A 23,080-nucleotide genomic window follows, 5' to 3' on the forward strand; every position below is an offset into this window, starting at 1 on the left:
ATTTCATAATTTTATGAATAATCTGATCAACATTAAAGAAGTTGAAGCTAAATTAAAATTTACTTTTACTCAACCGCAACTCTTAGTTACAGCTCTCACCCACCCTTCATATAGGAATGAGACTGTAACTATTACCGAAGATAGCGAGCGTTTAGAATTTTTGGGAGACGCGGTATTGTGCTTAATTGTCACCGAACACTTATTCCTCTTATTTCCTTCTATGGATGAAGGGACTTTATCTACTGCGCGAGCAGCATTGATTAATGCAGTTTCTTGCTGCCAATACACTGATGCGTTAGGATTAGGAGAATATTTGCTTATAGGTAAAGGAGAAAGAATTCAAAATGAGCGGGGGAGAACTTCTGCTTATGCGAATTTATTTGAGGCTATTTTAGGCGCTGTTTATCTCGATGGAGGTTTAGCCCCAGCGAGACAAATCACAGTTCCTTTACTACCATCAAAAAAGGATATCCTTCCCCTTATGTTAGGAAATCCCAAAAACCGCCTACAACAGCTCACGCAAAAACAACTACGAACGTTACCCGTATACCAAAGCACACCGTGGATATCACCACAAGGCGCTCCAGGTTACCACATTCGTGTGATAGTAAATGATGAGATCTGGGGAGAGGGATTTGCCTTATCGAAAAAAGAAGCCGAGAAACTTGCTGCTCAAGAAGCTTTAGACGCCAATGACTACAAAGATAAAAACACAGTGGACCTGTAATGAGTGTGGGGCTAGCGCGCCTAAATGGTTAGGCCAATGTCCGGGATGCTTACAATGGAACACTCTTATTGAAGAACACATCTCTCCTTCTCAAAATGCAAGAAGGCTGCGACCGCAAGCAACTGCGGTATCTTTAAATACCGTGGAGCTTCGCGAAGAGGAGCGCTTGTGTATAGGAGAGCCTGGCTGGGATCGCATTTTAGGTGGTGGAGCTGTTCGTGGAAGTCTTACTCTGTTGGGTGGAGATCCCGGTATCGGTAAATCTACTTTGCTTTTACAAACCTCGGCAAAGTTTGCCAGTCGAGGTTACAAAGTCCTTTATGTTTGCGGAGAAGAATCTGTAACACAAACATCGCTAAGAGCACGTCGTTTACAAATTTCCCACGCCAATATTTATCTTTTTCCCGAAACGAACCTCGATGACATAAAGCAGCAAATTACAACGCTGCATCCCGATGTTTTAATTATTGATTCTATTCAGATTGTATTTAATCCTACCCTACATTCATCCCCAGGATCTGTGGCCCAAGTACGAGAAGTTACTTCTGAGCTAATGCACATTGCCAAGCAATCACAAATTACGACTTTTGTTATTGGTCACGTAACAAAATCAGGAGAAATTGCTGGCCCCAAAGTTTTAGAACATCTTGTAGACACCGTTCTTTATTTTGAGGGCAATTCGCATGCAAACTACCGTATGATACGTTCTGTGAAAAATCGTTTCGGCCCAACGAATGAATTACTTATTTTATCTATGCATACTGAGGGATTAAAAGAGGTCACTAATCCTTCCGGACTCTTTCTACAAGAAAAGATTACCGAAACCACAGGTTCCACTATCATTCCTATTATCGAGGGATCTGAAACTCTGCTTGTTGAGATGCAAGCTTTAGCCTCATCTTCTCCTTTTGCCAATCCCATTAGAAAAACCTCTGGGTTTGATCAAAATCGATTTTTATTACTCTTAGCTGTTCTAGAAAAGCGTGCTCAAATAAAATTACATACTTCTGATGTATTTCTTTCTATAGCTGGAGGGTTAAAAATTACAGAACCAGCTGCAGATTTAGGCGCTGGATTAGCCGTAGTTTCCTCACTATACAATCGTCTCTCTCCTCAAAAATACACATTTACCGGAGAAATAGGCTTGGGAGGGGAAATCCGTCACGTCACCCATTTAGAAAGACGTCTTAAAGAAAGCAAACTTATGGGTTTTGAAGGAGCTGTTATTCCTGAGGGACAAATCTTGGGTTTATCCTATGAAATTAAAGATCTCTTAGATATTCGAGGGGTGAAAACTATAAAAGATGCTATCCGATTGTTACACTGATCCCTTTCTCTCTGATTTTTGCTTAGGCAGACGCCCTCTACGCATAGCTTCTAGAAAATCCACCCTAGCCAAGGCTCAGGTATATGAATGTGTTCGGCTTCTTCGCTCATGGTTCCCCAAACTTTGGATTCAAATACAAACAGTCAATACCCAGGGAGACAAGGATAAAACAACCCCCTTACGTCTTATAGAAAATTCCCAATTTTTCACAGATGCCGTTGATAAGCTTGTTCTTTCCGGCAACAGCCATTTGGCTGTACACTCTGCTAAAGACCTTCCGAATCCTCCGGTCACCACTATTATTGCCATAACCCAAGGTTTAGATCCTGCGGATCTTTTAGTATATGGGAACCGCTACCTATGGAAACGTTTTCCAAAAAATCCTAAACTAGGAAGCTCTTCTTTGCGTCGTGAAGAAATACTAAAAAAACTATTTCCTGCAGGGAAAATTCTCCATATTCGCGGAACTATAGAAGAAAGATTGGAGCAACTGGAAAGCGGAAAATATGACGCTATTATTGTTGCAAAAGCGGCAGCACTCCGACTACACTTGAAATTACCGTACACAGAAGAGCTCCCCCCTCCCTACCATCCTCTTCAAGGACGTTTAAGCGTTACCGCAGCAAAAAACATAGAATCTTGGAAAAAGCTTCTATACCCTTTGAACACTTCAGACATCACTCAAGAAAATACCTTGAGCCTCATTTAATCTAAAAACATGACTTGCTTCTACTTTTACAATGATTTTAATAATAGAAATTAAAATCTATCCTTGATTACTGAAAACAAACTCCTCATACATTAATAAGCAACATACCTATTCCATTCATACATATTCATGAGGTCAGATGATGTTTTCGGTATACATTACCCTACCCACCCACATGCACACCTCTGAGAAGAATACGTTTATATTTGTTCCGGGAACAAAAATCTCAGTATGCAAAACTGCATATTTTCCGGAACTGAGCATGCGTTTCTTAGTTACCCCACTCATAGGACTTATTTTTACTATTTTCTTAATCTATCGTAGATTCACGATAATGCGCGCCGCATATTCAAAATTAGATTATACACCAAATAAACACTGTGAGGATAAACTCTGTTCTCGCTTACATCCAGAATATTACATTCCTCTAGTAACTACCGGGATTTTAGGGGGAATAGGAGCCCTAATTCCCCTACTTGTCCTCGGAATTGTTATGTGTATGATTATGAAAATTTTAAAAAAACTCTGTATTTTTATTTGAGTACATGAGAAAATTTTTTAGTTTGTTTTCCTCCCCCGCCCCAAAATTTCTGATTTTTTGAACTCTAGCTCTGAAACAACGAGAGAAAATCGTCCTGGATATGGTTCTAGGCAAACTTATGAAGCTTAAATTTCAACCCAGGTAGTTTCTTATGCTTAAGGTTTTTATATACATTCCAGCACACACCCACTTAGATACAAACGGAACAACTTCGGAACAACCCAAATCTACTTCACTCCGTGTCCCTCAAGATGTGATAAATCCCAGCACGGGGACCCTCTACTTAATGAGAATTCTCTCGTCTCTCCCACTCATAGGACTGTTCATGGCTAGTTATTTCCTCTATCAAAAACATTGTGTGATGAAATCACAATATGCCAAATTAGCATATGAACCGAATAGCGCATGTTCGAACACGACCTGTTCTCGACTAGCCCAAAGTCACCTCAACTCATTTATTCTGATGTCTACGTTGGGAGGACTGGGCCTTCTAATCCCAGCCCTAGCAATTCTGTTCTTGGTTGAACAACTCCTAAATTGTTGTTGTTGTTAACACTCCCAAACTCGAGAACAATTGTAGAAATATCTCCCACATACGATTCTCTACCTCATACCTATGGGACAATGCGAGCATTTTCTTTAATAAGAAATAACGCATCTGCTCACTATCCCCGGGTATGAGGGCAAAGTCTTAATCGAAACTCTTTATTTACAAATAAAACTCCTTTGAAAAGCATTATTTTAACTCATCTCGTCCGAAACTATTTCCTTTAATAAGTAAAGGTTTAACAAAGCTTAGTTTAATCAAGTTAAGATTTCTTTGCTTTAATAAAAGCCGTAGAACTAATTTAGCCGTGATAATAAAATAGATTCTGTTCGGAATTTTTTTAGTTGAAGTAAAGTCAAATACAACTGGTTTAGGTCTAATTTAAACAGATAGGGGGCATTTATGGGGATTATTCAGATTCCTCGACACACACACGTCAATAAAGACGGGAGTGTTTGTGAAGCTGCCGCCTCTATGTTCCCAGAGGCCATCCATGGTTGCCCCATGGCTCCAGAATCCATGATGAATAGGCTGCAACACATTCCCCTAGTCTTAATCCCTTTGATTGGTCTGATCTATGCGGGGGTATTCTATTATAGATACACTAAGGCTTTGACTGCTCTTAAAGAGATTAATGACTTCACCCCAAATACCAAGTGTCCTCCATGCCGAGAAACAGCCTACGCCATGTGGTCACCTATAGTCATTTCTTTGTGTGGAGGTTTAGGACTTCTGTTACCTCTGCTTATTCTACTTATCCCGATTCTTTTAATTATTGGCCTAGCTAAAGCCGTTATAGGCATGGGTCAAGGCATTATCAAGGGAGCAAAACATTGTCTGGGAAAATAAGCCGAATTTATAACGCCTCCTCTATATACAAGGCTTTAAAGCTATTTCGGGATACTTTGCTCGAGAGTGCATAGCGCTATACAATGTTTTGACCATAGTCTCACAAATTGTTGTAAGCTCATCTAAAGTTACTGGGGATTCTGCAAATTGCCCATCGTGCATTTTCCCCGCTACAATCTTATCCACAAGTTCTCGTAAGTCTACCATGCTTGTTCTCTCCAAAGAACGTGCCGCCGCTTCGAATGAATCAGCGATCATGATAATTGTAGATTCTTTAGAAGAAGGTTTCCTTCCCGAATAACGAAAAAGTTTCTCATCCAAAGCTCCTGTAGTAGGGTTATTTTGCAAATGTAGATGGTAAGGAGCAAGAATTACAGAAGTTCCATGATGTTCTTCAATAACTTGAATAAAAGAATCTGGTAAACCAGCCTTTTTTGCCAACTCTACTCCCTCAGGAATATGTTGTTTTATCATTTTCACACTTTCTAATGGGGAAAGATTATTTTGTTTCGTCCCGAGCATTTGATGATTTTCTAAGAAAAATCCCGGATTAACTAACTTACCAATATCATGATATTGTGCTGCAACACGACAGAACAGCCCATCAGCATGAATAGCGTTAGCTGCAGATTCCGCAAGAATACCCACCAATACAGAATGCTGATAAGTACCCGGGGCTTCTTCAAAGAGGCGTTTTAATAAGGGATAATCGGAGTCTAGATATGCCAGTAAATGATTATGCGTACAGGCACCAAAAAAGGACTCAAAGACAGGGATCAACGCCCCAACTCCTAAAGCTGTAATTAAACTGTAGACAAAGCTCCCTATGCAATCGATGCGGAAAGTTTTGATAGAGGCAACTCCGCAGAACAAACGCAATCCTGTTAAAATTAATGTGGATACCCACCACAGCCTCATACAACACCAAAATATTGAGGATAAATGCGTCACGCGTTTTAACGTGAATAAGATTCTCCAGGAACTTAGAAGATTTACAGCTATGAATAAGTTATGATTCCAAATGTCAGACTCTAGGGTATAGAGAACTCCTAGGAATGTGCAAGAAACCCCGGCAAGAGGAATTCCCACAAGATGACCAAGGAGAATGGCTGTAAAAGGAAGAATAAGAGGGCAAACCAGATAAGCTTCCCAACTTTGAGGACCTAGAGCATAGAGAGTCTCTGTAATCTTTACACCGATTAAAGACAGTGAGAAGATTGCAATATAAAGCATAAAACGTTTTGGAGAGATTAACAACTCTGGACAAAACATAACCAAAGAGCGGTATCCCCAAATTAAAATGACCGCAACCAATAAGAGAACACCTAAAAATCCACGATAGGAAAACAGAGTTGTTGAGGAGGCAAGTTGGTGGCGTAAACAACGAAGAATTTTAACGTCTCTTTCACTAATTCTTTGATATTGTTTTATAATAGGACGTCCCTTAGGGAAGTACTCTGTGCGTCGTGTTCCTAATAAGTCTCCCTTAATGTAGCCGGATTTTTCTTTATCAACGGCAATATCCAAAGATTTTTCTTGTAAATTATTTATAATGTACGTTCTGCAAGATGGGGGACAATTTTCAGATTTTAGAAAATTATCCACGTGTGCGAGACATTGATGTATAACGTCTCTCAAATCTGCGCTTACATGAATTCTTAGTAGACTATCTCTTTCTTTTAGAGCCGAGGGACGCAAATGTAGATCTTGAAGGCATGTTGCTGTAGAGTTATCTATAAATCCTACAGCCTTAAGAAAATCTTGAGTTTTTTTTAGCCATTGGCGTGTTTCTTCTTCTTCGGGCTCTTCAAAATATGTGTGGTTACAAATACGATAGACTTTCCCGAACACCTCGGGCACTTGTGCAGTTTTACTATAAAACGCGTGCACATTCCAACTTATAGAAAAGTCAATAGGAGAGTTAATGGACACCTGAGCGATATCTCCATCCTTATACATAGGAATGTGAAGAACTCTCAGATAAATAAAAAAGAACAGCACTAGGCCAGAAAAAACTGTAATGCCTAAATAGCAAAAGCACCTCAACCAATGTCGCCCTACTTCAGAAGTAGAGCTGTCATGATGAGTTTCCCGACCATCTTCCATTTGCTTGATCATATGCTCAATACAGGATACATCTATTAGTTTCAGCTATCACACCAAAGAACAAAATACCGTGGTTATTAAAAAGGGATACTTCGTCCTTTTCACAAATAAACTCTGTCACTTGCGAACAAGAAAACTCTAAAAATTTCATAGCAAATGACATTACCTAAAGCACATTATCATGATTCACGCACTTTGCTCTATTTTGATTAAGAATTTCATACTATTGACTATAACTTGATATATGACAAAGAAAAATGACTCTCTATCGAAGGATTTCACTCTTCTAAAAAACATTATCTTCTACCTAATGCGCGAATATTTTCATTAAAGGAGGACAATTTCCATAGCTTTATACTATAGTGGACATAGAAAAAATCTTTCCCAACTGCAAATTTGTTAACGAGAACATTTCTGGGACAACCAATCTAAAAATCTCAGAAAAAATAGTCACCTGAATTAAATAAAAATATCCTCGTAATAAATTTTATAGGAAAAACAAATGACGCCTGCAACATACCAAGTTTCTTCTAGAAAGTATCGTCCCCAAACCTTTTCCGAAATTCTTGGGCAAGATGCTGTGGTTACTGTTTTAAAAAATGCCCTGCAGTTTCAACGTGTAGCGCATGCGTACTTATTCTCAGGAATTCGAGGAACGGGAAAAACAACCTTAGCAAGAATTTTTGCAAAAGCGTTAAATTGCACAGAGCCAACTGCGAATAATGAGCCTTGCAATCGTTGTTGTATATGTAAAGAAATCTCTTCAGGGACCTCTTTAGACGTTATAGAAATAGATGGAGCTTCACATAGAGGTATCGAAGACATCCGTCAGATCAACGAAACAGTTCTTTTTACTCCTGCCAAATCGCAATATAAAATCTATATCATAGATGAAGTGCACATGTTGACAAAAGAGGCTTTTAACTCCTTGTTAAAGACTCTAGAAGAGCCTCCCAGCCACGTAAAATTTTTCCTAGCAACTACAGAAAATTATAAAATACCAGGGACTATTTTAAGTCGTTGTCAAAAAATGCACTTAAAAAGAATTCCTGAGACGATGATTGTGGATAAGCTAGAATCCATATCTCAAGATATTTCTCTAGAGACTTCTCGAGAAGCTCTTCTTCCTATTGCTAGAGCGGCTCAGGGAAGTCTACGCGATGCAGAATCTCTTTACGATTACGTAATAGGGTTATTTCCCAAATCTCTATCTCCGGAATCTGTTACAGATGCGTTAGGTTTAGTATCGCAAGATACCCTATGCAATTTAGCAGAATGTATCCGCACACAAAAATATGTCGATGCTTTACTTCCCATAACTACAGCGCTAAATTCTGGGGTTGCTCCTACTGCTTTTCTTCATGATCTTACGGTTTTTTATCGCGATATACTCCTCAGCAAAGATCAGGAAAATTCCCCTCTAGCGGCAACAGCAAAGCTCTATTCCAGAGAGTGTTTGCTAGAAATCATCGATTTTCTTGGAGAATCTGCGAAACACCTACAACAAACCATTTTCGAAAAAACATTTTTAGAAACAGTAATTATTCATCTAATTCGGATATGCCAACGTCCTTCTTTAGAAACGTTGTTTTCTCAACTTAAAGCCTCAGCTTTTGACGCCCCGAGAAATACTTCCCAGCAGCAAGAACAGCCTAAACCTATTATACAACCAGAAAAGCGTTATGAAGAGCAGAGTTTCTTATCCTCATCTTCGAAGTCCTCTGATCCTCAAGACCTACCTAAAAAAGAAGCTTCCACTTCTTTAGTGGGATCGGCTACTATAGATACTCTTTTACAATTTGCTGTTGTTGAGTTTTCTGGAATTTTAACTAAGGAGTAAATGCATGGGCAGTGGATATGCCAAAAAGAAAAAAGAAGCAAAAATCATGGAGCAACAATTCTTAGAAATGGAAGCTTCTCTAGAAAAAAAACGCTACGAAGGACAAGCTGGGAATGGACTTGTTTCCGTGGTAATCAATGGTAAATGTGATATTGTTTCTGTGAAAGTACAGCCTACCTGCCTAGATCCTGAAGAACCCGAAGTTATTGAAGATCTCTTTCGTTCAGCATTTAAAGAAGCTAAAACCGCTATGGACCAAGAAATGTCTGTAATGCGTGCAGGACTGCCTTTTTAAGTTAACAGGACCTGAACTTCTTCACAGGTCCTTGCTCGTAGTAATTTCTCAGTGTGTTCTACACAATCATTTAGATTCAAAGAGGCAATCCTTTCTCTCAACTCTACAATTGCTGGCATAGCAACTGCTAGTTCTTGAACTCCTAATCCTAGGAAAAACGGAGTTAAAGAAAGATTAGCAGCAGCCTCTCCACAAATAGAGGCGTGGACATTGCGTTGTTTTGCTTGAGAAATCACATGATGAATCATGCGCATTACCGAAGGATGAAGTGGATTACCCAGATAACGGGGAAGAACAGCCTCTCTATTATTTCCTAGGGTATACTGCATAAGATCATTGGTCCCGATAGAAATAAAATCGCACTCCTGAAGAATCTCATCGATCATCAATACCGCTGCGGGAGTTTCTATCATGCTTCCCCAGGCAATATTTTCAATAACATGATCTTTGTTAAAAGAGCGACGGATGTTTTCTAGACGACGCTTGACTTCTATAATTTCTACAACGTCAGCGGTTCCTGGAATTAAGACTTTTAAAGGACCTGATGCCGACGCTGTTAAAATAGCCCGAAGCTGATCATCGAGCATCAAAGAACTTTTCAATAAATAGCGTATTGAGCGTTCTTTGATAGGATCAAGCCCGGGGCAAGGCTTATCCTCTCCAAAATCAAATAAACGCAACACGGATGCTTTCTCATCAGAAAACAGAGCTAAAGATTTATACACACCCTCTTGTTCTTCTACTGAGGGCAGCCTATCTTCAGCAATAGCTAGAAATTCAGAACGAAATAGCCCAATAGATGTTTGTGGAAAGAACTCAGAGAGCATACGCAACTCTTCAAGGCTTGCTGCATGAGAAGACACCGTAGCATGTGGAGTTGCTTGAGGATAGGATTTTACTCTATAAGACGAGCTTTTTTGCTTATAACAACTTTCGAGAGTTTTGGATTTAGGATTAAAGATAATCTCTCCACGAATACCATCGATAAGCACGAGTCGTCCAGAATACTCTTGAATACGCTCCCAATTTTCCTGAGAAAAATTCGCTAAATAGGGAATATTTTTAGCTCTAGAAACAATAGCAGTGTGTGATGTCGGAGCCCCAACTAAGGATACGAATCCTCGAATATAAGAAGGATTCGCACTAGCTACTTCTGAGGGAGTAAGTTCTTTAGAAAAAACTATAATATTTTGACCAGCATCCCCTAAAGAGCTCTTATACTGACAGCATAAATGACCAATCACTCGATTAGAAATGTCATGAATATCTTGAACCCGATCTACAGCTAAAGGAGTACCTTGAACAGCTGTAAGCGATTCTTCTATTTTCCCCATCACAGAAGAAAACACGTATTCGGCATTTTTACGATCCTTTCTGATAGTATTCACAACCTCTTCTGTCAAAATAGGATCTTTGATTATTTCGAGATGCGCTTGTAGTATAGAAGAGATCTCTTGCTGACCTTGCTTCCCTTGAGCTTCTTTCTCCAAAGCAACAATATCAGATTTAGAACGATTTAATGCTTTATAGTAGCGATGTATCTCATGCTCCACCTCTTCTTGAGGCAAGGTAAGTTCACGAATTTGCAAAGGAGAAGTTCCTAGGAAAAAAGCTTTTCCTATAGCCACCCCAGAAACTAAAGCCATTCCAGGAACTCGCCATTCTTCATTTTTCTCTACAGAAGGCGTGGGCATGTTCATCTACAACTCTCCAAAACCTGAATCAAAAGCATCTCGCACTTTCTGCAACACTCGATTCGCATCTCTTCCTTTAATGCGCACAAAAATCTCTCCGTTTTGTGGTGCTCCTAACATAAGTATGCTCATAACACTTTTGGCATTTACTGTTTTCCCTGCATAGGTAAAGCTGGCTTCGCACTCTTCACCATCAAACAGCTTAACAATGGATCCTGCAGGACGAACGTGTATTCCAGAAGTATTTTTCACCACACATACGCAGGTTAATTCTTCTTCTTCATTATGAGAATTTACTAAAACTTCCGCATTCTCGATATCGAAAACACTTTCTCTACATTCATCCACCATATACCTCTTCACTATGCAAGTAGTTTTCCAACCAAGACAGGAAGGAAGGATAATGACTTGTGGTTAAATGTAAAAGCTCAATACTTTCTAGAGTTCTATAGCGCAGGCTTTCTTCGCTCAATAATATATTCGGTGAAGGGAAATCCCTACGCACTTCGGGATCAAAAAGGAAACATTGATAGGTTAAGGGTTCTTCATAACCATAAAAAGGGAAAATCCCTAAAGATGTGCAGTTATCTTCAGGAAAAATCTTTTTCAACCGGATCAAGAGCTCCCGCAACTTGTGTTGAACTTTGGCTAAAGAACGCTGGGAGAAAATGCCTTCATCTTCCCATTTTCCAAATCCATTATGAATCGTGAAAAACTTATGGTAACCACCATCTCCTAAAATGGGGAAACAAAGACCGTCCATATCTAATAAAGGGGGTTCGCCTTGAAATCCACACCGTCCATCACCGAAAGTATAGAGCATCTTAGCACCATAGGGCTCCCTAGCAGAGCGATAAATATATACATCTAAGCTATCTAGCAGAGAAAAAAAACGACAAATACCGGGGAATTGATTATCATCAATGCCTAAAACTGTAAGCCAATACTCGTGATAAAAATCTAACCGGTCTTTTTTTGACAATCCCATGAGCTCATACCAACCTCGGGGCAAACGCGGAGCCTTTTTAGAAATCTCTTCCCAAGACATTTCCTCGCGTAATTGTTCTACAGAATAGACTTCGAGCTTAGGGAAAGAATGAACCGATGCTAACACGTTTTGAAACTTTTTCATTCTCCGACCTTTTCCGCTCCTTATACTCCCTTTGGACACAGCTAACCCTTTCTTGCCGATACTTTCAACAACAACATCCTTTGTTGATTTGTGCGCTTTACTGGTTAACAGGGATCCTATCGCGTCCGTACCCTCTATGTGGAGTCATGTTACTTTTAACTCTTCACCCTTTTATTCCCCAAAAACAACCTAAACAACAACTATTTATTGGGGTTTGCTGGCTCATTCCTTTAATCACCCTACCGGGATTTTCTGTTATTCATGAAGGGCCTTCATCGGGAAGCTTTATCATTAAATCGGGAAGAGAAAGTAGATATTTCGGAGAAGCCATTCACCTGCAATATCCCTGCGGGAAACACTACCGTCATGTTCCCTGTACTATTTTTATAGACGCCCATTTAGAACCCAATAAAAAATACCATCTACAGGGAACGACGTTAGATCATACATCCCAAATTATTTTTAAGTCTAATGGTTGCTATCAAGAAATACAGCTCTCAAAAATAGCACGCATTCATCTTAAATTACGAGAAGCATGTCACGAGCGCATCCTAAATCTATTTTCTTCAGGAGAATCCGGAAAATTTGCTTCTAGCCTTATTCTTGGCACTCCCCTACCCAAACACTTAAAAGAAATTTTCAAAAACAAAGGATTAGCCCATATATTTGCTATTTCTGGATGGCATTTTTCTCTATGTTCCTCAGCTTTGTTTTTCCTTTTAGGCATCTTTCCAACAAAAATAAAATATTTTCTTACATTTATTGTGCTTTTGGCATTAACATTGCTATTTCCCTGGTCCCCTTCTGTATGGAGATCATGGATTTCCTTATCACTCGTCTGCCTGTCTCCTTTTTCTTCAGGGCTATGCTCAAGTCTCAATCGTTTAGGACTAAGCTGTATTCTTTGTTCGTTAGTATTTTCCCCGTTATCTCCAGCCTTTTCTCTAAGCTTTCTAGCCACTCTAGGAATTTTGCTTTTCTTTCCCCCCATATTTCGATTTTTCTACGCCCCCTGGACTCAAATAGTCCCGTCTTGTTTTCTTCCCTTTCTTCGCTATTTATGGGGTACGCTATCTTTAACCCTCGCCTCACAAATGTTTCTATTTTTCCCCGCAGTGCATTTTTTCGGGTCTCTTCCTCTAGAGGGTCTAATCTTTAATCTTTTCTTCCCCCTGCTCATTCTTCCGATTTTCTTTCTAATTCTCTTATCTCTTGTTCTACCATTTGTTGCCCCCGTGACCAAATTAAGCATCTCCTGGCTAATTTCTCACCCTCTTCTTTACACTTCCAACTTCCTAACATTCTTATCCCCAATTCCTTTGTCTCCTTGGAAGCTCACCCTATTTCTCTTTTTTTTATTCCTTACAGGGGTTCTTCTGGGAAAAACAAAAATCTTAGAAGAAGATCCTCTATCCCGTTCTATTTCTGAATTATAGAAAATTTTTACACCGAAACTACCCACTTTACTTAAAACACTTAAAACCAAGAAAGTATCTCATTGATTACATTCAATTTGAGGTGAACTCATGTCCATTGCACCTACGAACGATCAAAATATGCACCTAGTTACGGAAACTCCGGCAACCCACGTTAAACTAGGGGGGGTGGAGATACGCATTACTCGAATACTCTATACTATTTCTACTTTAGGAATCATTTTGAGTATTGGGGGTATTGCTGCTCTGTGTTTAGGATCCTCATTAACGCTTTCTCTTCCTCTGATTCTGGTGGGAATGGCTCTGTTAATTCTTAGCTGCCTACTTCTAGCAACACATATGAAAAAAACTGTAGTCCTACAATTAGAGCCCATTCCTATTACACCACAGCCGCCGACTCCCACAGTTTTTCCACTCCATCCAGAAACTCCTCCAGAGTCACCTGTGGTTACTTCTCCAGAACTTCCTGAAACAAGAGAGTGTCTTGAAATACAGATTCCAGGATTTTTAGACTTCACTCCACAATACATCGCCAAACTATTAAGAACGCGCTTGAGTATAACTCGGGTACATCCATCTGGACGTATAAACAAACACACGCAATACATAACCGCACGTAGTAAAACATCAGATGTTCAACTATGTTTCTTGAAAGGACATCCTCTTCATGATCCGTTCTTAAAACCCACGAATTCCGCTATGCTTGTTCTGACAAATTCTGAAAGAGAGCATTATCTGTTACTGGGTAGATCTGCAGCCTTAGCCCCACTTATAGAAAAAAAATGTTGGAATGAAATTACACAACCCGAGTCTTTGAAATTCCCCCCAGGATCTATTATTTCTGGACTCTGGAAAAACCAATCACCGGCTACTCCTCCAGCGAGTCACATCATTTGCATGAATCCCCCAACCATTAAACTTAAACGCGATGTGTATCGTAGAGCCATTAACTTTTATGATTTCGACTATCAACAAGAATTCGAAACAGCTGTAAATATGTATCAGGACTGCTTCCGCATCTGTCGAGAAAATGGTTTGACTTCTCTCCAAATTGAGATTTTAGGACTAAATCATATCGGACCGGATCAAGAAGAATATGAAGCCTGGTATTCTGGATGTGCTCTAGCTCTATTAGAAGCTATCCGCCTCGAAGAAGAAAATGAAAACAGAACTCTTACACATATTACTGTAAACCACAGAAGCCAGCTGCCTCTATTAGCAAGCTTACAGCAAGCATACGAATCTTAAATACAGGGTTCTCTAGATCTCTGAGGTTTGGAGAACACTTCCTTTTATTTGAAAAATATTTTTCACAAACATTTCTGATTATCAAAATTTTATTGTGAAGGAGTTGTGTATATCTTACAATTTCTATCTCTATATTACTGATTATACTTATCTTAGATTGCTCGATGTCCTTGCTTTCTTTCTCGCCCCATACGAATATTCTTTTAAATACGGCTAAGATCGGTGTGGACTTATGCTGTTTCAAAACAAAAACATCTCGTGTTGTTTGGGAAATCGCAATTTTAGGCGTATCGTTTTTACTTGGAGGAGCATTAGCCGTAGCTTCCGGACAATCTTTTGCGTTTTCCTTTCCCCTACTTATTGCAGGAGCAGTTTTTTTAGTTCTTAGTGCGATAATCTTAATAGCTTTAAAATGGCCCCGATCTATTTCCTCACCAGAATTTTTAGAGCTTACTTTACCTGGCGTTTCCAGTCGCTTGAGAAGCGCTTTCGCATTAGACCAAGTTTTTCCTCTATCAAATAAGATCAACAATGATGCGGCATATGTACTGATTCGCAGTAAAAAGACAGATCTTCAACTATGCTTTTACAAAGGACATCCTCTAAATGATCCTCTATTAAAGAAGAAAGAGTCTGCTATATTGCTGTGCACAAACTCTGACAGAAAATACAATGATGTAATTCACAGATCATTAGCTGTAATCGGACGTATAGAAAAAGATTGCTGGAACGCAATTGTAAAACCTGACTCTATGAAATTCCCTCCGGGATCCATAGCACATGGACCTTGGGTCAATAAATCAAAAGAAACAGCACCGGTTTCTCATCTAATCTTTATTAATCCACCTACTATCGAAACTCTTATTCATACCAGAAAACCGCATTATAAAACGGTTACCTTCCAGGACTTTAATCACAAGAAAGCTTTTAAAAATATTGTTAATGCTTACCTAAAATGCTTCCGTGCTTGCAGAGAAAATCACATCACATCCTTACAACTAGAATTCTTAGGATTAAACGATATAGGATCGCATCAAGAGGAATACGAAATATGGTATTCCCTATGTTCTTTAGCACTACTTGAAGCAATACATATAGAAGAACAGAACGAAGACAAAACATTAAAGCAAATTACTGTGAATCACCAAAAAGAGTTTCCCCTATTGTCAGTCTTACAAAAGGCTTACAACGAAAAAATGTAACTAAAATTCTGCAAGGCTTTTTGCAGCTTGGAAGATTTTCTCTTTTTGAGGAAGAACTTCGTTTTCTAGTATTTTTGAATAAGGAACAGGAGCATGTAATCCCGCGACACGTCGAATAGGAGCATCGAGATACGAATACGCCTGCTCTCCCATAGTTGCGGCCAACTCACTACCAAATCCACAAAACTCTGAAGCCTCGTGAGCAATGAGCAGCTTTCCGGTTTTCTTAACAGACTCTAAAACTGTGGCGAAATCACAAGGAACTATAGTACGTAAATCTATTACCTCTACAGAAATATCTAAAGCCGCTAGTTCTTTAGCCACTTCCATACTCATAACTAGGGACATACCCCAGGAAACAATTGTCAAGTCTGTACCTGAATGGGTAATAGCCGCTTTACCAAAAGGCAAAACATAGTCTGAGGAAAACACAGGACAGGCGCTAAAAATCCGGCGTTGATACAACGCCTTATGCTCTAAAAAAACCACAGGATTGGGATCACGAATAGCTGCTTTTAATAATGCTTTTGCATCTGCAGCATTAGACGGATACGCGACCTTTATTCCCGGACAATGGGCTAAGAAAGCTTCTATACTTTGAGAGTGATAGGGCCCACCCTGTATATAGCCACCACAAGGAGCCCTAATAACTAAAGGAACTTCCCACTCTCCGGCTGAACGATAGTAAATGCTGGCAGCTTCGGAAAACAACTGGTTAATGCCCGGCCAAATGTAATCCGCAAACTGGATTTCTGCAACAGGCTTGTGGATACCATCCACAGCCATACCAATAGCTGTTCCGATAATTGTAGCTTCAGCTAAAGGTGTATTAAAACAGCGTTCTTTACCGAACTTATCTGTAAGATTTCTAGTAACGCCAAAAACCCCACCTTTATTTCCAGCAACATCTTCACCAAAAACAATCACTCCAGAATCTCGACTCATTTCTTCAACTAAAGCTTCTGTAATAGCATCGCGCATCACTTTTGGCTGAGTGTCACGTAAACGCTGGGCTTCTAAAGAGTCCTCATAGTCAATTAGAGAAATCGTATGCGGAGAAAACACATCATGCCCCGTAGACCCCTTACTGGGGAAGGGCATTCCCTCAGCAATAGCACTGGCATGAATTACCTCAGCCTCAGCCATAGCCTTGATTTCTAATATCTCAGAAGGAGAGATCTCATACTCTTCTATCATCAGGCGTTCTAAACGAATGAGAGGATCATTATTCAGACAGTGATCTAAATCTTCACGGCTACGATATTTCTCATGATTGTCAGAGTTGCTATGAGGTTCTAAACGCATAACGTTTATCAAGACTAAAGCGGGAACCGAAGCATTTCTAGCTTGATCTACAGCTTTAGAAAAAGCTTCCACCAAACCAATGTAGTCACCACCATCTACCTCATAAACAGAAAGCCCGCGATAACATTCCCCTAAACGAGCTAGATCCGCAGAACATTGATCTATAAAGGGAACCGAAATAGCCCAAGCGTTATTTTGTACGACCGTAATTAACGGCAATTGATGCAAGGCTACATAGTTTAACATCTCATGAAATTCGCCTTGAGATGTGGATCCGTCTCCACCAGAGACATAAACTATTTCATTAGACCCTGTATGTTTCGCTGCCCAAGCACGTCCTGCAGCCTGAAGAAATTGCGTGCCTACAACACTAGACTGACAACAAATACGTAACTTTTTATGAGAATAGTGGTAGGGCATCATCCTACCAGAAGAATGGTTAGGAGTTAATCTTGCAAGGAAGGAAGCAAAAATTTCGCTGAGATCACATCCCAAACCAATAGGGAACCCTTGGTCTCTGTAGTAAGGAAAAGACCAATCTTTCCCCGGAATAAGACTTTTCCCGGCAACTACTCCAGCAAGCTCATGACCAGCACAAGATAACTGGAAAGTCCCACCGGAACCACTTTGCCGAGAAAGAAGGAGCATTTTGTTTTCAGCAAATCTTAAACTCCAGACTAACTTCAGAACTTCCTTAATAGAAGATCCTAATTCACGCTGTATTGCTACCATATCTGCTCCTCGGATAGACCCGTGCTATCCTTTATCTATACGGTGAAGTCGGAAAAAAAACCTTTTATTTTATCCAAGAAGCCTCGCTTCTTAGGAAAATTTTCCGCTTTTTCCGTACTTGAGAACTTCCTGAGCAATTCCTTTTGTTCTTCCGATAGATTTTGTGGTGTTTCTACAGAAACCCGAACAAGCAAATCTCCTCGTCCTCTACCATGAACATTTGGAAACCCTTGATTTTTAACCTTGAGGATGGTTCCACTTTGGATTCCTTCAGGCACTGTAAGACGGCAAGTTCCTTCCTTCAATAATGTAGGAATTTCTTTTTTCATTCCTAAAGCAGCATCAACAAAGCCAATAGGAAGCTCTAAAATCAAATCATCCCCGCGTCGTTCAAAAACTGGATGCGGTTCTACATCAATAAAAACGTAAAGGTCTCCTGAGGGAGCCCCGTTTTGACCAGCATCCCCATAACCTTCCATCTTTAAACGCATTCCAGAATCGACACCCGCAGGAATTTGTACATGAACATTACGTTTGTCTTTGACTCTTCCCTGTCCTCGGCAGTTCGAACAAGGATCCGTAATAATACGACCTTCTCCTCCACACTCCGGACATGTTGACGCCATGGAAAAGAATCCGCGACTTTGAACGATTTGTCCAGATCCCTTACATCGTTCACAACACTTGATGCCCCGTTCATTAGCAGCACCGCTACCTGAGCAAGTTGTACAAGTTTTGTATCCAGAAACGAGAAGTTCTTTTTCTACACCCCGAGCAGCTTCTTCAAACGTTAGAGTGATGTGAACTTTCTTACTCGCTCCCTGACGGGCACCTGCAGGATCTCCTCGCATGCCAAAAGCCTCTCCAAGACCTCCGAATAGGCCCTCGAAAAAGCTTCCGCCACCACCAAACTCTCCACCAAAAGCTCCCATGAAGGTACGTAAAGCATCTTCCATGTTGCCCATGCCCGCACCACCGAAACCTCCGGCTCCGGCAAATGGGCCATCCTTACCATAACGATCGTAAGATTCGCGCTTTTGAGCATCGCTCAAAACTTCATAAGCTTCCGAAACTTCTTTGAAGCGTTTCTCTGCTTCAGCATCTCCAGGATTTTTATCAGGATGATACTTAACAGCCAACTTGCGATAAGCTTTTTTAATTTCTTCGGGAGAGGCAGTTTTAGAAACCCCTAAAACATCATAGTAATCCATAAATCAAACACCACTAGATGGCTATTTTTCTAACGACTGCGGTATTTAGCTGCGGCTTTAGATTTCGCTCGTTTCTTTACTGAGGGTTTATCATAAAATCTGTGTGCTTTAGCGGCCTTTAAGATCCCCTCTTTGTCAACTTTCTTTTTCAAAATTCTCAGAGCTCGATCTACAGGCTCACCAACTCTAACTTTAACACTGGGCATGCATTACCTTATTTCGCATAATAATCACTGTTAAGCCTAAAACAACATAGCGACACAATTCTCTTTGCTATGTTAGAGGCGCCCCGATTGTAACATCAGATCTATTACCCTTCAAGAGTTAGTTGACGCTTAGCACGCCGAAAAGGTTTCATGGTTAATTTTCATCTACTGCCCCTATAATCTGAAATAAGTTTAAGCTTAGAAAAAACAAGAGCAGCTACGGTAATCTGGTGTCAATTGTCGACCACACTCTAAAGGCATAAGTTGAGAAACAACATGTCTCCTGATACAGTTAATAGAAGGCGCAACCTTTTCGATACGAATTTTCTTTGAAAAACTATCAATAAAAAGCTGTGGATTTGGAGAAATAACGTGGTAGTAGTTATTTGCTAAGCAATATTCAGAAGCTTCTCCATAGGGCAATAAAATTCCAGGCCCCACGCCGTTCTTTTCACAAATAAATCCGTCTTCCGAAAGATCCGAGCTAAGGGTTAACACTCCACCTTTCTTTCCTAAAGGAAGCATCAAAGCCTTACCTTCATCCTTTGGAGTCAAATATCCCTCCAAAGAACTATAGCCAATCATGGGCACCTTTTTAGACAAGGCCAGTCCTTGAGCAAAAGACAACCCAACACGAGTTGCTGAAAAATTTCCCGGGCCTGCAGCCACTCCAATGCCCTGAAAACATAAAAAACTATTTTTAAAAATAAATTCTAGAACTACACCTTGATCTGGCCCAACAGGCAGTTGCCAATGTTTTAACACCTTCTGATGGTCTACATAAGCTAAAAATGGCTGATACCCAGACGTATCAATAATAACGTATCTATGAAAATGCATAACCCAAATTAGAATCGAACAGGTAAAACTATATCAATTAAAAAACTTTTAATCAAAAAAATAAAACAACAAAAACAGAAAACAAGCAATTATAAAAAGTGAAATTATTTAAAATTGCAAATAAACACAAAAAACTCACAACAAGCTTCTTATGCCTAAAGGGCCTTCAAAGTTTTTCTTCAATCCATAACCGTCATTACTTGAAGAGCGCGCGAACACTCCCTGCCGCAAGGAAAGTTCTCAGTTCCCTTATAAACCAGAAAACCAACAAAACCCCTAGTCAAGAAAAAATTTTAGAGATGCTTGTCTTCCAAATCATTGGCAACAAAGGCGATCCCAGGGTCGCAATAGTCATTCTAATTTAAAATCCGATAAAAAAACATGAGAAACTATTTAATATGAAACATATAGACGAAAATGTTTTGTGTTTGTTTTTTTTCACAAATCAAGAAAAACGATTTGCGTTAAACCCTCTTCTTTTTTAATTCTTATTCCCTGGCTCTGCTATTTCTCTAGCAGTTGTGTAGGTGCACTAATTTCGATTATTTTGTAGTATATCGAAAAGAGGATCTTTATTGTTGAAACTGCTGCCATCAATAAGCTATCAGAGCAACTTAGACAAATGTATCCGATGATTTTAGTATAAGGACAATAGTGGACTCTACAACAAACAACGACTCTCAGATCTTGGATCCCAATCCCGAAGAAGTAGAAAAACTCTTGGATGAATCCGAAGAAGTCGAAGAAAAATCAGATGATCGCGCTTTACCTTCCGAGTTATTTATTCTTCCACTGAACAAGCGTCCTTTTTTCCCCGGCATGGCAGCTCCGATTCTGATAGAGTCGGGTCCCTACTACGAAGTTTTAAAACTTCTTGCCAAATCCTCCCAAAAGTACATAGGTTTGGTTCTTACGAAAAAGGAAGATGCCGACATTTTAAAAGTGGGTTTCAACCAACTTTATCGTGTAGGGGTGGCTGCGCGTATTTTACGTATTATGCCTATAGAAGGAGGCAGCGCACAAATATTATTAAGCATAGAAGAACGCATTAGCATCGTAGAGCCTCTTAAAGATAAATATCTCAAAGCACGCGTTTCTTATCACAAAGACAATAAAGAGCTCACTGAAGAGCTAAAAGCGTATTCTATCAGTATTGTTTCTGTAATAAAGGATCTTTTAAAGCTTAACCCTCTATTTAAAGAAGAGCTGCAGATCTTCCTAGGCCACTCTGATTTTACCGAACCAGGAAAGCTTGCTGATTTCTCCGTAGCATTAACAACTGCTACCAGGGAAGAGCTTCAAGAAGTTCTTGAAACAACAAACATGCATGATCGCATTGATAAGGCTTTGATTCTGCTTAAAAAAGAGCTAGATCTTAGCCGATTGCAAAGTAGCATCAATCAGAAAATTGAAGCAACGATCACCAAAAGCCAAAAAGAATTCTTCTTAAAAGAACAGCTAAAAACAATCAAAAAAGAGCTGGGACTAGAAAAAGAAGATCGAGCTATTGACCTAGAAAAATTCATGGACCGGTTAAAAAAACGTCAGGTTCCTGATTACGCTATGGAAGTTATCCAAGATGAAATGGAAAAGCTCCAAACTCTGGAGACGTCGTCAGCAGAGTACACTGTTTGTCGCAACTATCTCGACTGGCTAACCATTATTCCTTGGGGAATTCAAAGCAAAGAGTACCACGATCTTAAAAAAGCAGAAGTAATTCTTAATAAAGACCACTACGGATTGGAAGATATTAAGCAACGCATTTTGGAACTCATTAGCGTTGGCAAACTATCTAAAGGTCTTAAAGGAAGCATCATTTGCCTAGTAGGCCCTCCAGGAGTGGGTAAAACAAGTATTGGTCGTAGCATAGCAAAAGTTTTACATCGCAAATTCTTCCGTTTTTCAGTAGGCGGAATGCGTGATGAAGCTGAGATCAAAGGGCACCGACGCACCTATATCGGCGCAATGCCAGGGAAAATGGTACAAGCTTTGAAGCAAAGTCAAGCTATGAATCCCGTCATTATGATTGATGAGGTTGATAAAATTGGTGCGAGTTATCATGGCGACCCCGCATCAGCTTTGTTAGAAGTTTTAGATCCAGAACAAAATAAAGACTTTCTAGATCATTATCTAGACGTACGTGTTGATCTATCCAATGTTCTATTTATTCTCACAGCAAACGTATTGGATACCATCCCCGATCCCCTCTTAGATCGTATGGAGATCTTACGTCTTTCGGGTTATATTCTAGAAGAGAAGTTGCAGATAGCAACGAAATATCTTGTTCCTCGAGCACGTAAAGAGATGGGATTAACAGCTCGTGAAATTATGTTCCATCCTGAAGCTCTTAAGCATATGATTAACAACTATGCTCGAGAAGCTGGTGTGCGCACGTTGAACGGGAATATTAAAAAGGTTTTAAGAAAAGTTGCTCTTAAAATAGTTAAAAATCAGGAAAAACCCAATCCAAAACCTACTCAATACAAGATTAATGTAAGTAACCTTCAAGACTACTTAGGGAAGCCTGTTTTTTCCAGCGATCGTTTCTACGATAATACGCCTGTAGGTGTGGCTACTGGTTTAGCTTGGACATCATTAGGAGGCGCCACTTTATATATTGAAAGCGTCCAAGTTCCCTCCATGAAAACTGACATGCATCTTACAGGACAAGCTGGAGATGTTATGAAAGAATCTTCTCAAATTGCTTGGACATATTTGCACAGCGCTTTAGAACGCTACGCACCCGGTTACAGCTTTTTCCCAAAATCTCAGGTACATATTCATATCCCTGAGGGAGCAACGCCTAAAGACGGTCCTTCAGCAGGTGTAACGATGGTAACATCCTTACTTTCCTTGCTTTTGGATACACCGATTTTAGAAAACCTAGGCATGACAGGTGAGATCACCCTAACTGGTCGAGTGTTAGGAGTGGGCGGAATCCGAGAAAAGCTCATAGCAGCTCGTCGCTCTCGTCTTAATGTGTTAATCTTCCCTGAAGATAACCGTCGTGACTATGAAGAACTTCCTGCTTATCTCAAAAAAGGACTGAAAATTCATTTTGTTGCACATTATGACGATGTCTTCAAAGTTGCTTTCCCACACATTAATTAACCCTTACAACACAGTTTAGAGC

At 39.9% G+C, this 23,080-nt stretch carries 19 protein-coding genes; 11 read left to right on the forward strand and 8 right to left on the reverse strand.

Annotated elements, in window-relative coordinates; all coding sequences use genetic code 11:
• The first annotated feature begins 13 nt into the window (after window positions 1–13).
• The 5 genes from rnc to CF_RS03370 all read left to right on the forward strand — a co-directional run bounded on the left by rnc (window position 14) and on the right by CF_RS03370 (window position 4,700).
• Window positions 14–727, forward strand: coding sequence for a ribonuclease III (rnc, locus tag CF_RS03350; RefSeq protein ID WP_011458215.1), 714 nt, complete (start codon window positions 14–16; stop codon window positions 725–727).
• Entirely contained in the window at window positions 693–2,054 is a 1,362-nt protein-coding gene (gene radA, locus CF_RS03355) for a DNA repair protein RadA (RefSeq protein ID WP_011458216.1), read from the forward strand. Before rnc ends, radA begins: the two co-directional genes overlap by 35 nt.
• Window positions 2,032–2,763: a hydroxymethylbilane synthase gene (locus tag CF_RS03360; RefSeq protein ID WP_011458217.1), complete on the forward strand. Its 732-nt coding sequence runs from the start codon at window positions 2,032–2,034 to the stop codon at window positions 2,761–2,763. The genes radA and CF_RS03360 overlap by 23 nt, the downstream gene beginning before the upstream one ends.
• 142 nt (window positions 2,764–2,905) lie before the next feature.
• Window positions 2,906–3,304, forward strand: a complete 399-nt coding sequence (locus CF_RS03365) for a hypothetical protein (RefSeq protein WP_232500662.1) — start codon at window positions 2,906–2,908, stop codon at window positions 3,302–3,304.
• 949 nt (window positions 3,305–4,253) lie between these two features.
• Complete coding sequence (locus tag CF_RS03370; RefSeq protein ID WP_011458220.1) at window positions 4,254–4,700, forward strand: hypothetical protein; 447 nt, start codon at window positions 4,254–4,256, stop codon at window positions 4,698–4,700.
• Window positions 4,701–4,721: 21 nt separating this feature from the next.
• Here the strand turns inward: CF_RS03370 and CF_RS03375 are convergent, their stop codons facing one another.
• A complete protein-coding gene (locus CF_RS03375) occupies window positions 4,722–6,818 on the reverse strand; it encodes an HDIG domain-containing metalloprotein (protein ID WP_041467990.1) in 2,097 nt (698 codons plus the stop codon).
• A gap of 490 nt (window positions 6,819–7,308) precedes the next feature.
• Between CF_RS03375 and dnaX the strand changes: the two genes are divergently transcribed.
• Both dnaX and CF_RS03385 read left to right on the forward strand, forming a co-directional pair.
• A complete protein-coding gene (gene dnaX, locus CF_RS03380) occupies window positions 7,309–8,646 on the forward strand; it encodes a DNA polymerase III subunit gamma/tau (RefSeq protein ID WP_011458222.1) in 1,338 nt (445 codons plus the stop codon).
• A 4-nt stretch (window positions 8,647–8,650) separates the two neighbouring features.
• Window positions 8,651–8,941 carry a YbaB/EbfC family nucleoid-associated protein gene (locus tag CF_RS03385; protein WP_011458223.1) on the forward strand — a complete coding sequence of 97 codons (291 nt, stop codon included), beginning with the start codon at window positions 8,651–8,653 and terminating at the stop codon, window positions 8,939–8,941.
• On the opposite strand, the gene ptsP is transcribed toward CF_RS03385, so the two are convergent.
• The 3 genes from ptsP to CF_RS03400 are packed head-to-tail and all read right to left on the reverse strand — an operon-like array spanning window position 8,938 to window position 11,767.
• Window positions 8,938–10,635: a phosphoenolpyruvate--protein phosphotransferase gene (gene ptsP, locus CF_RS03390; protein ID WP_408609918.1), complete on the reverse strand. Its 1,698-nt coding sequence runs from the start codon at window positions 10,633–10,635 to the stop codon at window positions 8,938–8,940. The genes CF_RS03385 and ptsP overlap by 4 nt on opposite strands.
• A gap of 6 nt (window positions 10,636–10,641) precedes the next feature.
• A complete protein-coding gene (locus CF_RS03395; protein WP_041468095.1) occupies window positions 10,642–10,983 on the reverse strand; it encodes an HPr family phosphocarrier protein in 342 nt (113 codons plus the stop codon).
• Window positions 10,976–11,767: a hypothetical protein gene (locus CF_RS03400; RefSeq protein ID WP_011458226.1), complete on the reverse strand. Its 792-nt coding sequence runs from the start codon at window positions 11,765–11,767 to the stop codon at window positions 10,976–10,978. The genes CF_RS03395 and CF_RS03400 overlap by 8 nt, the downstream gene beginning before the upstream one ends.
• On the opposite strand from CF_RS03400, the gene CF_RS03405 reads away from it, so the two are divergent.
• From CF_RS03405 to CF_RS03415, 3 genes are all read left to right on the forward strand, one after another.
• Complete coding sequence (locus tag CF_RS03405) at window positions 11,740–13,203, forward strand: ComEC/Rec2 family competence protein (RefSeq protein ID WP_011458227.1); 1,464 nt, start codon at window positions 11,740–11,742, stop codon at window positions 13,201–13,203. The genes CF_RS03400 and CF_RS03405 overlap by 28 nt on opposite strands.
• 90 nt (window positions 13,204–13,293) lie before the next feature.
• A complete protein-coding gene (locus tag CF_RS03410; protein WP_011458228.1) occupies window positions 13,294–14,451 on the forward strand; it encodes a hypothetical protein in 1,158 nt (385 codons plus the stop codon).
• 164 nt (window positions 14,452–14,615) lie between these two features.
• A complete protein-coding gene (locus CF_RS03415) occupies window positions 14,616–15,653 on the forward strand; it encodes a membrane protein (RefSeq protein WP_011458229.1) in 1,038 nt (345 codons plus the stop codon).
• On the opposite strand, the gene CF_RS03420 is transcribed toward CF_RS03415, so the two are convergent.
• The 4 genes from CF_RS03420 to CF_RS03435 form a co-directional block, all read right to left on the reverse strand.
• Entirely contained in the window at window positions 15,654–17,690 is a 2,037-nt protein-coding gene (locus CF_RS03420) for an alpha-ketoacid dehydrogenase subunit alpha/beta (protein WP_011458230.1), read from the reverse strand.
• A gap of 35 nt (window positions 17,691–17,725) precedes the next feature.
• Window positions 17,726–18,901, reverse strand: coding sequence for a molecular chaperone DnaJ (gene dnaJ, locus CF_RS03425; RefSeq protein ID WP_011458231.1), 1,176 nt, complete (start codon window positions 18,899–18,901; stop codon window positions 17,726–17,728).
• A gap of 29 nt (window positions 18,902–18,930) precedes the next feature.
• The gene (rpsU, locus tag CF_RS03430) at window positions 18,931–19,107 is read right to left on the reverse strand and encodes a 30S ribosomal protein S21 (protein ID WP_006343002.1); all 177 of its coding nucleotides are present in this window, start codon (window positions 19,105–19,107) and stop codon (window positions 18,931–18,933) included.
• A gap of 198 nt (window positions 19,108–19,305) precedes the next feature.
• Window positions 19,306–19,947 (reverse strand): tRNA threonylcarbamoyladenosine biosynthesis protein TsaB, encoded by a 642-nt coding sequence (locus CF_RS03435; RefSeq protein ID WP_011458232.1) that lies wholly within the window; start codon window positions 19,945–19,947, stop codon window positions 19,306–19,308.
• Between the two features lie 654 nt (window positions 19,948–20,601).
• Here CF_RS03435 and lon point away from each other — a divergent pair.
• Window positions 20,602–23,058, forward strand: a complete 2,457-nt coding sequence (lon, locus tag CF_RS03445) for an endopeptidase La (protein WP_011458234.1) — start codon at window positions 20,602–20,604, stop codon at window positions 23,056–23,058.
• Window positions 23,059–23,080: the final 22 nt, after the last annotated feature.

It is taken from the genome of Chlamydia felis Fe/C-56, assembly GCF_000009945.1.
Lineage (GTDB): Bacteria > Chlamydiota > Chlamydiia > Chlamydiales > Chlamydiaceae > Chlamydia > Chlamydia felis.

What these genes read in the sequence shown, in the direction of transcription:
- rnc (WP_011458215.1), top strand. Translation starts at nt 14, where the DNA reads ATGAATAATCTGATCAACATTAAAGAAGTTGAAGCTAAATTAAAATTT.
- radA (WP_011458216.1), top strand. Translation starts at nt 693, where the DNA reads ATGACTACAAAGATAAAAACACAGTGGACCTGTAATGAGTGTGGGGCT.
- CF_RS03360 (WP_011458217.1), top strand. Translation starts at nt 2,032, where the DNA reads ATGCTATCCGATTGTTACACTGATCCCTTTCTCTCTGATTTTTGCTTA.
- CF_RS03365 (WP_232500662.1), top strand. Translation starts at nt 2,906, where the DNA reads ATGTTTTCGGTATACATTACCCTACCCACCCACATGCACACCTCTGAG.
- CF_RS03370 (WP_011458220.1), top strand. Translation starts at nt 4,254, where the DNA reads ATGGGGATTATTCAGATTCCTCGACACACACACGTCAATAAAGACGGG.
- CF_RS03375 (WP_041467990.1), bottom strand. Translation starts at nt 6,818, where the DNA reads ATGATCAAGCAAATGGAAGATGGTCGGGAAACTCATCATGACAGCTCT.
- dnaX (WP_011458222.1), top strand. Translation starts at nt 7,309, where the DNA reads ATGACGCCTGCAACATACCAAGTTTCTTCTAGAAAGTATCGTCCCCAA.
- CF_RS03385 (WP_011458223.1), top strand. Translation starts at nt 8,651, where the DNA reads ATGGGCAGTGGATATGCCAAAAAGAAAAAAGAAGCAAAAATCATGGAG.
- ptsP (WP_408609918.1), bottom strand. Translation starts at nt 10,635, where the DNA reads ATGCCCACGCCTTCTGTAGAGAAAAATGAAGAATGGCGAGTTCCTGGA.
- CF_RS03405 (WP_011458227.1), top strand. Translation starts at nt 11,740, where the DNA reads ATGCTAACACGTTTTGAAACTTTTTCATTCTCCGACCTTTTCCGCTCC.
- CF_RS03400 (WP_011458226.1), bottom strand. Translation starts at nt 11,767, where the DNA reads ATGAAAAAGTTTCAAAACGTGTTAGCATCGGTTCATTCTTTCCCTAAG.
- CF_RS03410 (WP_011458228.1), top strand. Translation starts at nt 13,294, where the DNA reads ATGTCCATTGCACCTACGAACGATCAAAATATGCACCTAGTTACGGAA.
- CF_RS03415 (WP_011458229.1), top strand. Translation starts at nt 14,616, where the DNA reads ATGTCCTTGCTTTCTTTCTCGCCCCATACGAATATTCTTTTAAATACG.
- CF_RS03420 (WP_011458230.1), bottom strand. Translation starts at nt 17,690, where the DNA reads ATGGTAGCAATACAGCGTGAATTAGGATCTTCTATTAAGGAAGTTCTG.
- dnaJ (WP_011458231.1), bottom strand. Translation starts at nt 18,901, where the DNA reads ATGGATTACTATGATGTTTTAGGGGTTTCTAAAACTGCCTCTCCCGAA.
- rpsU (WP_006343002.1), bottom strand. Translation starts at nt 19,107, where the DNA reads ATGCCCAGTGTTAAAGTTAGAGTTGGTGAGCCTGTAGATCGAGCTCTG.
- CF_RS03435 (WP_011458232.1), bottom strand. Translation starts at nt 19,947, where the DNA reads ATGCATTTTCATAGATACGTTATTATTGATACGTCTGGGTATCAGCCA.